General features: G+C 62.0%; 16 protein-coding genes. 11 read left to right on the top strand and 5 right to left on the bottom strand.

The annotated features are described in order from the left end of the window. The first annotated feature begins 56 nt into the window (after positions 1–56). The 3 genes from C2E19_RS20575 to C2E19_RS20585 all read left to right on the top strand — a co-directional run bounded on the left by C2E19_RS20575 (position 57) and on the right by C2E19_RS20585 (position 3302). Positions 57–932 (top strand): alpha/beta fold hydrolase, encoded by an 876-nt coding sequence (locus C2E19_RS20575; protein WP_129394842.1) that lies wholly within the window; start codon positions 57–59, stop codon positions 930–932. Between the two features lie 96 nt (positions 933–1028). Then, complete coding sequence (locus tag C2E19_RS20580) at positions 1029–2330, top strand: dicarboxylate/amino acid:cation symporter (protein ID WP_129394843.1); 1302 nt, start codon at positions 1029–1031, stop codon at positions 2328–2330. Positions 2331–2387: 57 nt separating this feature from the next. Then, positions 2388–3302 carry a LysR substrate-binding domain-containing protein gene (locus C2E19_RS20585; protein WP_164979442.1) on the top strand — a complete coding sequence of 305 codons (915 nt, stop codon included), beginning with the start codon at positions 2388–2390 and terminating at the stop codon, positions 3300–3302. Positions 3303–3378: 76 nt separating this feature from the next. Here the strand turns inward: C2E19_RS20585 and leuD are convergent, their stop codons facing one another. Both leuD and leuC read right to left on the bottom strand, forming a co-directional pair. Continuing rightward, positions 3379–3993: a 3-isopropylmalate dehydratase small subunit gene (leuD, locus tag C2E19_RS20590; protein WP_129394844.1), complete on the bottom strand. Its 615-nt coding sequence runs from the start codon at positions 3991–3993 to the stop codon at positions 3379–3381. Continuing rightward, the gene (leuC, locus tag C2E19_RS20595) at positions 3990–5408 is read right to left on the bottom strand and encodes a 3-isopropylmalate dehydratase large subunit (protein ID WP_129394845.1); all 1419 of its coding nucleotides are present in this window, start codon (positions 5406–5408) and stop codon (positions 3990–3992) included. The genes leuD and leuC overlap by 4 nt, the downstream gene beginning before the upstream one ends. Positions 5409–5822: 414 nt before the next feature. On the opposite strand from leuC, the gene C2E19_RS20600 reads away from it, so the two are divergent. The 8 genes from C2E19_RS20600 to C2E19_RS20635 are packed head-to-tail and all read left to right on the top strand — an operon-like array spanning position 5823 to position 12082. Continuing rightward, on the top strand, positions 5823–7025 hold the full coding sequence (locus C2E19_RS20600; protein ID WP_129394846.1) for a PepSY domain-containing protein: 1203 nt from the start codon (positions 5823–5825) through the stop codon (positions 7023–7025). Then, positions 7022–7561 (top strand): thiamine pyrophosphate-binding protein, encoded by a 540-nt coding sequence (locus C2E19_RS20605; protein ID WP_129394847.1) that lies wholly within the window; start codon positions 7022–7024, stop codon positions 7559–7561. The genes C2E19_RS20600 and C2E19_RS20605 overlap by 4 nt, the downstream gene beginning before the upstream one ends. Then, positions 7558–7899: a hypothetical protein gene (locus C2E19_RS20610; protein WP_129394848.1), complete on the top strand. Its 342-nt coding sequence runs from the start codon at positions 7558–7560 to the stop codon at positions 7897–7899. The genes C2E19_RS20605 and C2E19_RS20610 overlap by 4 nt, the downstream gene beginning before the upstream one ends. Beyond that, positions 7896–8471, top strand: coding sequence for a DUF6162 family protein (locus tag C2E19_RS20615; RefSeq protein ID WP_129394849.1), 576 nt, complete (start codon positions 7896–7898; stop codon positions 8469–8471). Before C2E19_RS20610 ends, C2E19_RS20615 begins: the two co-directional genes overlap by 4 nt. A 34-nt stretch (positions 8472–8505) precedes the next feature. Next, on the top strand, positions 8506–9435 hold the full coding sequence (locus C2E19_RS20620) for a metal ABC transporter substrate-binding protein (RefSeq protein WP_129394850.1): 930 nt from the start codon (positions 8506–8508) through the stop codon (positions 9433–9435). Next, a complete protein-coding gene (locus C2E19_RS20625) occupies positions 9432–10277 on the top strand; it encodes a metal ABC transporter ATP-binding protein (RefSeq protein ID WP_129394851.1) in 846 nt (281 codons plus the stop codon). Before C2E19_RS20620 ends, C2E19_RS20625 begins: the two co-directional genes overlap by 4 nt. Next, positions 10277–11176: a metal ABC transporter permease gene (locus C2E19_RS20630; protein WP_007917717.1), complete on the top strand. Its 900-nt coding sequence runs from the start codon at positions 10277–10279 to the stop codon at positions 11174–11176. Before C2E19_RS20625 ends, C2E19_RS20630 begins: the two co-directional genes overlap by 1 nt. Then, entirely contained in the window at positions 11177–12082 is a 906-nt protein-coding gene (locus C2E19_RS20635; protein WP_129394852.1) for a metal ABC transporter solute-binding protein, Zn/Mn family, read from the top strand. A gap of 187 nt (positions 12083–12269) precedes the next feature. Here the strand turns inward: C2E19_RS20635 and C2E19_RS20640 are convergent, their stop codons facing one another. From C2E19_RS20640 to C2E19_RS20650, 3 genes are all read right to left on the bottom strand, one after another. After that, entirely contained in the window at positions 12270–12494 is a 225-nt protein-coding gene (locus tag C2E19_RS20640) for an MbtH family protein (protein WP_129394853.1), read from the bottom strand. Between the two features lie 83 nt (positions 12495–12577). After that, complete coding sequence (locus tag C2E19_RS20645) at positions 12578–13990, bottom strand: aspartate aminotransferase family protein (RefSeq protein ID WP_129394854.1); 1413 nt, start codon at positions 13988–13990, stop codon at positions 12578–12580. Positions 13991–14133: 143 nt separating this feature from the next. Beyond that, the gene (locus C2E19_RS20650) at positions 14134–14619 is read right to left on the bottom strand and encodes a GNAT family N-acetyltransferase (protein WP_129394855.1); all 486 of its coding nucleotides are present in this window, start codon (positions 14617–14619) and stop codon (positions 14134–14136) included. Positions 14620–14777 lie beyond the last annotated feature (158 nt).

A 14777-nucleotide genomic window follows, 5' to 3' on the forward strand; every position in this document is an offset into this window, starting at 1 on the left:
AACGCCAGACAATTTCAGGATGCATGCAACAAGAACCCTGAGAAAGGATCAGTCTGATGTTTGCCGGATTCCTCAAAGACCAGCGTCACGTCAACGGCGTTGACATTGCCTACCGCCTCGGCGGCAGCGGGCCGGGCCTGCTGTTGCTGCATGGCCACCCGCAGACCCACGTGATCTGGCACAAGATTGCCGAACAACTGGCCGAGCATTTCACCGTGGTCGCCGCCGACCTGCGCGGCTACGGTGACAGCGGCCGCCCGGCTGCCGATGACCAGCACCGCAACTACTCGAAACGCGAAATGGCCCGCGATGGCGCCGAACTGATGCAGGCGCTGGGTTTCGAGCAATTCTCGATCCTCGCCCACGATCGCGGCGCACGGGTCGCACATCGCCTGGCGCTCGATCACCCCGCCGCCGTGCAGCGCATGATGCTGCTCGACATCGCCCCGACCCTGTCGATGTACGCGCAAACCAACGAAGCCTTCGCCCGCGCCTACTGGCACTGGTTTTTCCTGATTCGTCCGGCGCCGCTGCCGGAAACCCTGATCGAGGCCAATCCAGAAGCCTATCTGCGCAGCGTAATGGGCAGCCGCAGCGCCGGCCTCAAACCCTTCACCGACGAAGCCTTCGGCGAGTACCTGCGCTGCCTGCAACAGCCGGGCAGCGCATGTGGCATCTGCGAAGACTATCGGGCCAGCGCCGGCATCGATCTGGAGCATGATCGCGCCGACATCGCCGCCCAACATCATTTGAATCTGCCGCTGCGCGTGCTGTGGGGCGCCGAAGGTACGGTCGGGCGCTGTTTCGATCCACTGAGGGAATGGCAGCAAGTGGCGACGAACGTCTCCGGCCAGGCCCTGCCCGCCGGCCATTACCTTGCCGAAGAAGTCCCCGAACTGTTGCTCGCCGAAGCGCTGGCGTTCCTGCGCTGACCGCCGTTTCGCACTGACCTGAACCGTTTCCTGCCACGGGCCGTGACTGGCCCGTGCGGGATCGTCATGCCCGAAAACCGTCTCGAGATAATAACAATGACTATTCGAAAACTGCTGGGAACCCTCTATGTGCAGGTGCTCATCGCCATCGCCCTCGGCGTGCTGATCGGCCATTACTGGCCGCAGGTCGGCGTCGATCTCAAGCCGTTGGGCGACGGTTTTATCAAGCTGATCAAGATGATCATCGGCCCGATCATCTTCTGCACGGTGGTCAGCGGGATCACCAGCATGCACGACGTCAAGCAGGTCGGCCGGGTCGGCGGCAAAGCGCTGCTGTATTTCGAAGTGGTGTCGAGCATCGCGCTGGTCATCGGCATTCTCGCCGCGCACCTGCTGCACCCCGGCGCCGGTTTCAACATTGATGTGAAGACCCTCGACTCCTCGGCAATCGCCGGATTTGTCGGTCAGGCCGAACATGGCGAAGGCGTCACCGGGTTTCTCCTGCATGTGATCCCGACGACGTTTTTCGACGCGTTTTCCAAAGGTGAAATTCTCCCGGTGCTGTTCGTTTCGGTGCTGTTTGGCGTGGCACTGGTGATGGTCGGTGAAAAGGGCCGGCCACTGGTGGGCATCATCAATCAGGCCAGCGAAGTGTTTTTCCGCATCGTCGGCATGATCGCTCGGGTGGCGCCGATTGGCGCGTTCGGCGCGATTGCTTTCACCATCGGCAAATACGGGGTCGGCTCGCTGCTGCCGCTGTTGAAGTTGATCGGCACGTTTTACCTGACGGCATTTATCTTCGTCGCTTGCGTACTCGGCGGGATCGCGCGGTACGCCGGTTTCAGCATTTTCAAATTGCTCGGCTATATAAAAGCCGAACTGTTGATCGTGCTTGGCACCAGCTCTTCGGAATCAGCACTGCCGCAACTGATCCAGAAACTCGAAAGCCTCGGCGCCTCGAAAGGTGTGGTCGGCATCGTTGTGCCGACTGGCTACACCTTCAATCTCGACGGCACCAACATCTATATGACCCTGGCGGTGCTGTTTCTCGCGCAGGCGACCAACATCGACCTGACGCTGGAACAGCAGCTGACGTTGCTCGCGGTGGCGATGCTCACCTCAAAAGGTGCCGGCGCCGTGGTCGGTGCCGGGTTTGTCGCGCTGGCCGCGAGCCTCGCCGTAGTGCCGACCGTGCCGGTAGCGGCGATGGTGCTGATCCTCGGCGTCGACCGTTTCATGGCGGAATGCCGTTCGCTGACCAACATCATCGGCAATGCTGTCGCCGCCTTGGTGATAGCCGCATGGGAGGGCGAACTGGATCGCGACAAACTCGCCCCGATCGCCCTCAAGACCGGTCGTCACGCCCGCGCCGCTGCAGCCAGACTCAGCGCCGAGTAATCGCCCCCGACGGCAATGCTATGCTGGCGGCTTCTGCCGCCAGTGTTCGTTTTAGACATGTCCCAGAAGAAAGACACCGTGCCCCTGCCCGAAGACCTGCGTGTGCTGCTCACCGTGATCCGCAAGAACGGCTTTGCTGCCGCAGCGGATGAACTGGGCCTGTCCCCGGCCTACGTCAGCAAACGCATCCAGATTCTCGAAAGCACCCTCGGCACGCGCCTGCTGCACCGTACCAGTCGCCGCGTCTCGCTGACCGAGGATGGCGAACGCGTGCAGCGTTGGGCGTTGCGCATTCTCGATGACTTCCAGCAACTGCACGACGAACTCTGCGACGCCCACGATAGCCCGCGTGGGCGTTTGCACATCTGCAGCAGTTTCGGTTTCGGCCGCAATCACGTGGCGCCAGCGGTGTCGCTGTTGGCCGAACGTTATCCCGAGCTGGAAATCCGCCTCGACCTGTTTGACCGTGTGGTCGACATCATCAATGAAGGTTTCGATCTGGAGATCCGCGTCGGCGATGATATTCCCGGCCAGCACATCGGCCGGCGCCTGGTGAGCAACCGGCGAGTGTTGTGCGCCGCGCCAGGCTATCTGCAACGCCGTGGCATGCCGCGAACCCTGGAAGAACTGCAACAGCACGATTGCCTGGTGATCAAGGAGCGCGACAACGCCTTCGGCATCTGGAGTCTGGATCGCGATGGCGCACAGGAAAGCGTGCGGGTCAGTGGGCCGTTGTCGTCGAACAATGGCGAGATCGTCCTGCAATGGGCGCTGGATGGGCGGGGAATGTTGCTGCGTTCATTGTGGGACGTGAAGCCGTTGCTGGAGCAAGGACGGCTGGTGCAGGTGCTGGAGGATTACAGCCAGAGCGCGAATGTCTGGGCGGTGTACCCGACACGGCTGGCGCATTCGGGGAAGTTGCGAGCGTGTGTGGAGTTTTTGCAGGAACACTTCAAAAGCCTGTCCGTTTAGAAGATCAAAAGATCGCAGCCTGCGGCAGCTCCTACCTGTATCCCTGTAGGAGCTGCCGCAGGCTGCGATCTTTTCGTCAGGAGAGCCAGGGATTGTCGGCCAGATGTTGGCGTTCGAAGGCTTTGATCTGTTCGCGCCGTTGCAAGGTGCTGCCGATCGCATCCAGACCGAGCAGCAAGGCAGTTTTACGCAGCGTATCGATCTCGAACTCAATGATAGAGCCGTCCGCCAGAGCAATCTGCTGCGCCTCCAGATCAAGGCTGATCCGCGCACTTTCAGGCTGACCAACCCACTGCCCGAGCCGTTGCACCTGCGCTTCTTCCAGCGTGATCAACAACACGCCGTTGCGCTGGCAGTTGTCGAAAAAGATCCCGGCGAAGCTGCTGCCGATCAGCGCGCGAATGCCCATCTGCTGCAAGCCCCATACAGCGTGCTCACGGCTGGAACCACAACCGAAGTTAGGCCCGACGACGAGGAAACTTGCGCCCTGCCACGCAGGCTGATTGAGCACGAAATCAGGGTTGGGCGTGCCGTCGGGCAAAAACCGCAGATCGAAAAACAGGCCGCGATCCAGGCCCTGGCGATCGATGCCTTTGAGAAACTGCTTGGGCATGATCACGTCGGTGTCGACGTTGGCCGCGAGCAACGGCGCGGCCTGGCCGCTGACCTGAGTGAAGGGTTGCAGGCTCATGGGCGTTCTCCAAAATGGCGGATGTCAGTGAGTCGGCCACTGATCGCGGCCGCGGCAACCATCGCCGGACTCATCAGATGGGTGCGCGCGCCGGCGCCCTGCCGACCTTCGAAATTGCGGTTGGTGCTGGACGCGCAGCGGTCGCCGGGGGCCAGCACGTCGTCGTTCATCGCCAGGCACATCGAGCAACCCGACTGCCGCCACTCAAAACCGGCGTCGATAAAGATCTGCGCCAGCCCTTCAGCCTCGGCCTGCGCGCGCACTTCGCTGGAACCCGGGACGATCATCGCTCGCACATGCGCAGCCACCTGCTGGCCACGCACGACGCTGGCGGCGTCGCGCAAGTCTTCGATTCGCGCATTGGTGCAGGAGCCGATAAACGCATGGCTGATGACGATATCGCTAAGTGCCATGCCCGCTTCGAGGCCCATGTAATTGAGCGCGCGGCGCATGTCCTGACGCAGGATCGGGTCGCTGACCGCTTGCGGGTCGGGCACTCGCGCGCCAATCGGTGCGGCCTGATCCGGGCTGGTGCCCCAGGTCACCATCGGCTCCAGCAGGCTGGCGTCGAGATGAATCTCGCGGTCGAACAGTGCGCCGGGATCGCTGCGCAAATCGCGCCATTTTTGCAATCCGCGCTCCCACAACTCACCGGTGGGCGCACGCGGTTTGCCTTTGAGATAGATGAAAACTTTTTCGTCCGGCGCCATGAACGCGCCGCGCGCACCGGCCTCGACCGCCATGTTGCAAATGGTCATGCGCGCCTCGACGCTCAGCGCATCAATGGTCGAACCGCAGAACTCGATGGCATAACCGGTGGCGCCGGACGCGCCAATCTGGCCGATCAGCGCCATGATCACGTCTTTCGAAGTCAGGCCCGGTGCCAGCTCGCCGGCAACGGTCACGCGCATGCTTTTCAGGCGTTTGTAGACCAGCGTCTGCGAGGCTAGCAAGTGCTCGATTTCGGAGGTACCGATACCAAAACCGAAGGCGCCAAGTGCGCCGTAAGTGGTGGTGTGGCTGTCACCGGCGGCGATGACCATGCCCGGCAGGATGAAGCCCTGTTCCGGGGCAATCACGTGTTCGATGCCCTGGCGTTTGTCGAGGATGTCCAGCAACTCGATGCCGAAGTCGCGGCAATTTTCCGCCAGATACGACACTTGACGGGCACCGCCGGCATCCGGCATCGCCGCCACACGCAGCGGTGTGGTCGGGTTGACGTGATCGACCACCGCCAGCGCCGTGCCCGGGCGCCAGACCTCGCGCCCGGCCGCGCGCAGGCCGCTGAACGCCTGCGGGCTGGTGTATTCGTTGATCACCTGACGATCGATATACAACAGGACATGGCCCTGATCGTCGAGGCGGCACACCGTGTGCGAATCGATGTGTTTGTCGTAAAGGGTTCTGGGGCTCATCAAGCACTACTCAGGCAATCACTGGTGATTTCCATCATAGGCAGCGGCCCGCCGCCATCAATTGGCAGAGAGTGATGGCATCCTCCATGAATCGTGTTCGATCCGAAGACCGGTAGGAGCTGCGGCACGCTGCGATCTTTTGATCTTGTTCTGAAGATCAAAAGATCGCAGCCTCGTTTTACTCGTCAGCTCCTACAGGGGCATTGGGGTGGGGGATTGAGGGGGGAGAGTTGGCGGTGAGGGAAGTGCGAAACATTTACTTTCATATCCCTTATCGGGATTCGTCACGCTCATCCGTCTTATAGAGATGCGGGCTGGTCGCGTAGGCAACAGCCACGACCAGACCTTCCAGGGATACATGGACTGCGAAGCCCGTAGTCACGCTCCCTTCCATCGAAATCAAGACGCGCAATCATGTCGAAGAAGTCCCGCTCCAAACTGTGGTTCCTGGTACATAGCTGGCTCGCGTTACCGATCTGGTTTTTTGTCCTGATCGTCTGTGTCACCGGCACTCTGGCGGTGGTCAGCCAGGAAATCGTCTGGCTGGCCAACCCGCAGATGCGCGCCAGCCAGCCCACCGATGACGCGCCCCTGCTCAGCTATGACGAGATTCTCGCCGCGATCAAAAAGGCCGAGCCGCAGACGCTGGTCGAAAGCATCAGCCGACCGGATGAAGCGCATTTTGCCCTCGATGTCGAAGTGAGTTACCCGGACGGGCGCTCGCTGACCGTCTACGTCAACCCCTACACCGGCGCCATCCAGGGCACCGCCCCCGAATTCAATTTCAAGGCCTTCACCCGCGCCTTGCATGGCTGGTGGCTGGTGCCGTTTACCAATGGCTACAGCTGGGGCTGGTATCTGGTGTCGTTCCTCGGCTTGCCGATGCTCGTCTCGCTGGTCACCGGCCTGGTGGTTTACAAGCGTTTCTGGAAAGGCTTTCTGCGTCCGACCCTGCGCATTCGCCACGGCGCACGGATTTTCTGGGGCGACTTCCATCGCCTGAGCGGCATCTGGTCGATCTGGTTTATCGCGGTGATTTCCATCACCGGCACCTGGTTCCTGATTCAGGCACTGCTCTCGGACAACCATATTTCCTGGTCCAGCGAGCCGATCATTCCGGCGCTCGCCCGTGAAAGCGTGCCGGTGTCGAGCGATGCCGCGCCACCGGCGAAGATCAGCCTGGCGCGCGCCATCGAAATCACCGAACAGAAGATCCCCGGCCTCGAAGTCAGTTTCGTCAGCATGCCGGGCAACGCCTACAGCCATTTGAGCCTTGGCGGACGTGGCTGGTATCCGTTGATGTTCCAGACGGCGACGCTCAATCCGTATAACGGCGACCTGGCGGCGACTCGCCTGCTTTCCGATCGCAACTCGCTGGAGTTCGTCACCGAATCCATGCGCCCGTTGCACACCGGTGACTTTGGCGGTTTGTGGATCAAGCTGATCTGGTTCTTCTTCGGCCTGCTGCTGAGCATGATGGTGCTCAGCGGTCTGTTGATCTGGACCAAGCGCACCGCGCTGGCCACCGCCAACGCCCTTAAACGCGAAAGCAAGAAAGCCCGCAGCGCCGCCATGCAGCCCGCGACCACCCGCGAGACTTCGGAGGCCAGCCTGTGAGCCAGACGACGAGCATTGCCCAACCTTCACGCCTGAGCCGCTTCTGGCACAAATGGCGCTTCCACATCAACGTACTGCTACTGCTGATTCCGCTGGGTTTCATGCCGAAATACTTTGCCGACGTCGCGTTGTTCCGTGGCGACAGCGGCCTTGGCGAACGCGAGATCGGTGAAGTCCAGGTCGGCCCGTGGAGCCTGCGCCTGGCCGAGCTGCGCAACGAAGCGCCGCTCAATGGTCCCGCCGGTTTCATGAAGGACTTCAACGCTGCCTTGTGTGATGCCTGTATCGAACAGGTCAAGGCGACTTACCTGCGCATCGGCAAACCCCGCAGCCTGCGCGCCGCCGGGGTGATTTTCTTCGGTACGCCGTACCGCATGGGCACGCAATTGCTGATCCCGGAAAAGACCAAAACCGACGCCGAACTGTGGATCACCATGGAAGGCTGGGACGGCAACATGCATCAGGCCTCGATTCCCCTGAGCCAGGCCTCCCCCGCCACGATCGCCTGGCTGAACAAACAAGGAGCCAAACCATGAGCCACACCAAACGCCCTTCCCGCCTGGGGCTGAGTACTGCGCTGCTGGTGCTGTGCACTGGTTTCAGCGCCAGCGCCCTCGCGCACAACCCGATGTGCGAATGCAAAGCCGTCGATGCCGAGCAGATCAAATGCACCGGTGGTTTCTCCGACGGCAGCGGTGCCCCGGGAGTGACCCTCGATGTGATCGGCTACGACGAAACGATTCTGTTGCCGGGCAAGCTCGGCAGCGATTCGACCCTGACCTTCAAGAAGCCCGGCGCCGAGTTCTATGTATTGTTCGACGCCGGCCCGGGCCACGTCGTGGAAATCGATCAAGCGGATATCGAGACCCCATGAGTACGCCCACCACACAAATCGTGCGCCCGGCGGGTGCCGGCCATGAAACCCTCAATGTGCTGCTGTTGTGCCTGCTGATCCTGGCAATTGCCGGTTCCGTGGTGGCGTGGCGCGGCGTATCGCATGAACCGGAGCCGGTCGCCAGCAACCAGCTCGACGCCCGTCGTGACCTCAGCGCCGCCGAGCAAGGCATCTATGCCGACCTGCGGGTCACCCTCGACGAAATCCACTTGCTGCGCGAAGAGCAGAAAGCCCTGCCGACCCCGCAAAACCTCGCGGACGAAGGTTTCGCACCGTTTGCCCAGGACGCCAGTTCGGTCAGCCGTGGCGGGCATGTCTGGCAAATGCTCGCAGGCACTGCCTATTACGGGCACAGCCAGACGCCCGCCGTCGCCGGTTCGTTTCTGATGCGCGTCAGCGCCGACGACAAGGCTGCGCCGGACATCTGGCTCAGCCGCGATGCCGACCTCAAGCCGGCTGCCGATCTGTCGGATGCCGCACTGTCCGCTGCCGGCTGGAAACAAATCGTCGCGCAATACGATGCCGGGGTTACCCGCGAACATCGTCATTGAACCCTCGCCCCATTCGAGAGAAGACCGCTTGCCCATGTCTATTTCATCGCCTCGCCGTCCCTTGCTGCGCCTGTTTCTAGTCGGCCTTTGCGCCTGCCTGCTGAGCCCGCTGGCCAGTGCCGATCCGGCCAAACGCCTGCGCATCGGCATCACCCTGCACCCTTATTACAGCTACGTGGCCAACATCGTCGGCGACAAGGCCGACGTCGTGCCGCTGATTCCCGCCGGCTTCAACCCGCACGCCTACGAGCCTCGGGCCGAGGACATCAAGCGCATCAGCGGGCTGGACGTGATCGTGCTGAATGGTGTCGGCCATGACGATTTCGCCGACCGCATGATCGCCGCCAGCGAAACGCCGAACATCAAGACCATCGAAGCCAACGAGAACGTGCCGCTGCTGGCCGCCACCGGGGTCGCCGCGCGCGGTGCCGGCAAAGTGGTCAACCCGCACACGTTCCTGTCGATCAGCGCCTCGATCGCGCAGGTCAACAATATCGCCCGCGAGCTGGGCAAACTCGACCCGGACAACGCCAGGACCTACACGCAGAACGCCCGCGCCTACGGCAAACGCCTGCGGCAGATGCGGGCCGACGCCTTGGCCAAACTGACCCAGGCGCCGAATGCCGAACTGCGCGTGGCCACGGTTCACGCAGCGTATGACTATCTGCTGCGCGAATTCGGCCTGGAAGTGACGGCAGTGGTCGAGCCGGCACACGGTATCGAGCCAAGCCCGAGCCAGTTGAAAAAGACCATCGATCAACTGCGCGAGCTGGATGTGAAAGTGATCTTCTCGGAGATGGATTTCCCCTCCACGTATGTCGAAACCATCCAGCGTGAGTCCGGCGTCAAGCTCTACCCGCTGTCGCACATTTCCTATGGCGAATACACCGCCGACAAATATGAAAAGGAAATGACCGGCAACCTCAATACCGTGGTGCGGGCGATTCAGGAGTCGGGCGCATGACCTCAAAAGAAACGATCTCGGACGAACTCCAATCCCCTGTGGGAGCGGGCTTGCTCGCGAATGCGGTGAGTCATTCTCCTCAAGTAGCGCCTGACACGACGCCTTCGCGAGCAAGCCCGCTCCCACAGGTTTCGGGGCCGACTTTGGATTTTTCGGAGGTTTGTCTGACCCTGGGCCGCACGACGATTCTCGACAAAGTCACTTTCCAGGTGCGGCCCGGCAGCGTGCATGCGCTGGTCGGCCCGAACGGTGGCGGCAAGAGTTCGCTGATCAAGACGCTGCTCGGGCAGATGCCGCATCAGGGCCAGCTCAGCCTGCAATGGCCCGGCGCCCCCGGCACCATCGGTTATGTGCCGCAGGCGCTGGAGTTCGATCGTGGTTTACCGATGACCGTCGACGATTTCATGGCCGCGATGTGCCAGCGCCGTCCGGCGTTTCTCGGCTTGAGCAAACACTACGCCGGCGCCATCGGCGAAGCGCTGGAGCGCGTCGGCATGCAGGACAAGCGCAAGCGCCGCATGGGCGCGCTGTCGGGCGGTGAACGGCAGCGGGTGCTCCTCGCGCAAGGGCTGATTCCGGCGCCGCAACTGCTGGTGCTCGACGAACCGATGTCGGCCCTCGACGAAGCCGGGATTCAAGTCTTTGAACGACTGCTGAATGACTGGCGCGCAGCGGGCATTACCGTGCTGTGGATCGAACACGATCTGGAAGCCGTCGGGCGTCTGGCCAATCACGTCACCGGTCTCAACCGTCGCGTGCTGTTCGATGCCACGCCGCAACAGGCGCTGACCCCGGAACGCCTGCTGACCTTGTTCTCGACCCATCCGCGGAGCGCTGTCTGATGAGTTACGAAGCTTTTCGCCTGATGGTACAGGGCTGGGCCTCCTCTGGTTATCTGCCGGAAGCGCTGGCCTATGGATTTGTGGTCAACGCGTTGCTCGCCGGCCTGCTGATCGGCCCGGTGCTCGGTGGTCTCGGTACGCTGGTGGTGGTCAAGCGCTTCGCGTTTTTCTCCGAAGCGGTCGGGCATGCGGCGCTGACCGGCGTGGCCATCGGCATTCTGCTCGGCGAACCCTACACCGGCCCATATGGCAGCCTGTTCGGTTATTGCCTGCTGTTCGGCATCCTGCTCAATTACCTGCGCAACCGCACTGGTCTGGCGCCGGACACCTTGATCGGCGTGTTCCTGTCGGTGTCGTTGGCATTGGGTGCAAGCCTGCTGCTGATTCTCGCGGGCAAGATCAACGTGCACATTCTCGAAAACGTGCTGTTCGGCTCGGTGCTCACGGTGAACGGCAATGATCTGGCGGTGCTGGCGATCGTCGGTTCGCTGGTCATGGCGTTGGCGCTGCCGCTGTACAACCGCATCATGCTCGCCAGTTTCAACCCGCAACTGGCGGCGGTGCGCGGCGTGGCGGTGAAGACCCTGGATTATCTGTTCGTGATTCTGGTGACGCTGATCACCGTCGCGGCGGTGAAGGTGATTGGGGCAATTCTGGTCGGCGCGCTGCTGGTGATTCCGGCCGCTGCTGCACGTTTGCTCAGTCAATCGCTCAAGGGCTTTTTCTGGTGTTCGGTGCTGATCGCCACCGTCAGCACGTTGTGCGGAATTCTCGCGCCCATCGTCTTCGACCTGCCGATCCCGTCCGGCGCCGCGATCATTCTGGTCGCCGGCATCGCCTTCGCCCTCGCCGCCATCGCGCGCGGGGTTGTCCCGAGTCTGAAAGGGAATCTTGGATAAATGACTTTTTCACTGCGTAAGCTGAGCTTGGCCATGGCCCTGTGCGGCGTGATGGGTACACCGTTGCTGGCCGCCGAAAACACCAAGCCATTGCGGGTGCTGGCGTCGTTGCCGATCACCTACGGCCTGGGCGAAGTGCTGCTCAAGGGCACCGACGTCAACCTCGAACGTGCGGCGCCAGCGAATCTGCCCGGCAGTCGCCAGACCGCCTACTTCACCGGTCGCGGCGCGCCGGCGCTGAGCAAACTGGCGACCGGAGCCGACGCGGTGATCGGCGTGCGCTCGCTGTGGGCTGATGATCCGCTGTACCCGATCGCCCGCCGCAGCAACATTCGTATCGTCGAGGTCGATGCCGCACGTCCGGTCGACGGTGCCCTGCCCGGCATTGCCGTGCAACCCGAGCTGAAAGTCGATGGCCTGAACAGCCAGCCATGGCTGGCGAGCAACAACATGGGGCGCATGGCGGACGTGATGGCGGCAGATCTGGTGCGGCTGGCACCGAGCGCCAAACCAAAGATCGAGGCCAATCTGGCGGCGTTGAAGCAGCGTCTGCTGAAACTCAGCGCCGACAGCGAGGCGCGTCTGGCCAGTGCCGACAATCTGAGTGTGATGAGCCTGAGCGATCACTTCGGCTATCTGATCGGCAGCCTCAATCTCGAGCTGATCGGCGAGGATCCCCGCCCCGATGCCGAGTGGACGCCAGAAGACCTGAAAAAACTGACGGCAACGCTCAAGGACAATGATGTCGCCGTTGTGCTGCATCATCGTCAGCCTTCGGAAGCGGTGAAAGCGGCGATTGCCGAGTCGGGTAGTCATCTGGTGGTGCTGAGCACCGATGCGGCGGATCCGGTGGCGGAGCTGGAGGGGAACGTGGATTTGCTGCTCAAAGGTTTGAGCGGGGCGTAGTTTCAGCCGGAACCGCGTTATCGTTCTTCGCTGGCAAGCCAGCTCCCACAGAGATTGATGCACGATACAGCCCTCCTGTGGGAGCGAGCCTGCTCGCGAAGAGGCCTGACCTGACAACACCTATTTCCAGGCATGAAAAAACCCGCTGACCGTCTCCGGTTCAGCGGGTTTCTTTTTGCCAATGAGCTTATTGAGCGGCGACCTGCGCTTCCATCTTCTGACGCAGGCTCAATGGACGCATGTCAGTCCAGGTCTCTTCGATGTAGGCAAGGCATTCCTTTTTCAGGCCACTCTTGCCCACGGTGCGCCAGCCTTCCGGCACGGCTTTGTAGTCGGGCCAGATCGAGTATTGCTCTTCGTGGTTGACCACGACCTGAAAGAGGATGTCCTCGCGGTCGAATACTGACGTCATGCTGGTTCTCCATCGATGTAAGGGTGGGCCGCACAACGGGTGCGGCCGGGTATGTAGAAAGAACGTTCGGCGCGGCGAAAAATTTACAGCGCGGCAGTCGCGGCAATCAGGGCGCGACCGAAGATCTCGGCAACGCGGTCGATCTCGGTTGCGGTGATCACCAGCGGCGGCAGGAAACGCACCACCGCGCCGTGTCGACCGCCCAGCTCCAGAATCAGCCCACGCTTGAGGCATTCGCGCTGCACCAGCGGCGCCAGACGGGCAAACGCTGGCGGATGCCCCAGCGCATCCGGCGCTCCGGCCGGATCGACCAACTCGACACCGAGCATCAGGCCACGCCCCCGAATGTCGCCGAGTTGCGGGAAGTCACGCTGCAGAATGCGCAGGTGTTCGCTGAGACGTTCACCCATGGCTGCAGCGTGTTCGCAGACCTTGTGTTCGACCAGGTAACGCATCACCGCCGAACCGGCAGCCATCGCCATCTGATTGCCACGGAAAGTGCCGGCGTGTGCGCCCGGTTGCCAGGTGTCGAGCCAGTCGCGATAAACCACCACCGCCAGCGGCAGGCTGCCGCCAATGGCTTTGGACAGCACCACCACATCCGGGATGATCCCGGCGTGTTCAAAGGCAAACATTTTGCCGGTGCGGGCGAAACCGCTCTGGATCTCATCGACGATCAGCGCGACCCCCGCCTTCTCGGTGATCCGGCGCAAACCGCGCAGCCACTCGATATCGGCAGGAATCACGCCGCCCTCGCCCTGCACCGCTTCAACGATCACCGCCGCTGGCAGTTGCACACCGGCTTCAGGATCGTTGAGCAGGTTTTCCAGGTAGCTCAAGTTGGCCTTGACGCCGGCGGCGCCACCGAGGCCGAACGGGCAGCGATAGTCATACGGGAACGGCATGAACTGCACACCGTTGCTGAGCAAGGCACCCAACGGCTTTTTCGGCCCCAGGCTGCCCATCAGGCTTAACGCGCCCTGGCTCATGCCGTGGTAACCGCCGGAAAACGACAGCACGGTGCTGCGGCCAGTGGCGGTGCGCACCAGTTTCAGCGCAGCTTCCACGGCGTCGGTACCGGTCGGGCCGCAGAACTGGATTTTGGCTTGCGCCGCCAGCTCACGTGGTAACAAGCCGAACAGATCCTGGACGAACTGATCCTTGACCGGCGTGGTCAGGTCCAGCGTGTGCAGCGGCAGCTCGTCGGCAAGCACCTGCTGGATCGCTTCGATCACCACCGGGTGGTTATGCCCCAATGCCAGCGTGCCGGCACCGGCCAGGCAGTCGATGAAGGTGCGCCCTTCGACGTCCTCGACATACAGACCCTTGGCCCGCTTGAGTGCCAGCGGAATACGCCGCGGATAACTGCGAGCGTTGGATTCCTGCTGGCTCTGCCGAGCCAGCAGCGGCGATTCATTGAACTGGTACAACGTTTCCGCTGGCGCCGAGCTGACCCGGGCCGACGACTCTTCGATAAGGCTGGTGGCGACTGACATCTCTCGACCCCTCAATTCGCTATGGATTGTGACCAAAACAGCACACCAGACAGGTGCGCGTTCCGGTCGCGGGGCGCACTTGCAGGTTTTCCTGTTCTGGAAACGCTTAAGCGCGGCGAGGATTTAGACCCTTGATCGAGATGTCAGGCAGGAACCGCCAGCGACTTGTGCATGGGCGTGGCTTTTACCCCGTGATGGAGCAACGCCGGTGCCGACTCGCGATAACCCAGGTGCCGATAAAACGCTTCGCCGGTGCGTGTACTTTTCAGGGCCACGCCCGGCCTGCCCCGGATTCGCAGCCAGCCTTCGAGATCCGCCATCAACGCCCGACCGGCGCCGCGGCGAAACCATTCCGGCTGCACATGGCAGAAGGTCACGTCGCCACTGGACGCCGCCATGCCGACGCCGACCGGTTTGTCCGCTAGCAACGCGATGTTGAGGTAGAAGTGCGGATCGACCAGCCACGCAGTGATGCGCTCTGCCGATTGCTGGCGTACCCAGGTGTTGACGAGTCGCGGGTCGTTACGGTGATCAAGCGCGCAACCGACGCGAATCGAGCGTTCGATGATACGGCTGATGATGCCGGAGTCGGCGGGTGTGGCGGCGTAAATGTAGATGGGGGCATCCATGGCGCTGTTCTCTCAATCCGTTGAGTCAAGGCTGCGCAGACCATAACGTCAGGGCCGGCGGATAGCCAACGCCCAGAAGTTACATTTGATGTGCCGATGCACCAATCCCCGTAGGAGCTGCCGCAGGCTGCGATCTTTTGATGTTGTTTTAAAAAGAC

The organism is Pseudomonas sp. DTU12.3 (genome assembly GCF_004124275.1).
GTDB classification, from domain to species: Bacteria; Pseudomonadota; Gammaproteobacteria; order Pseudomonadales; family Pseudomonadaceae; genus Aquipseudomonas; species Aquipseudomonas helmanticensis.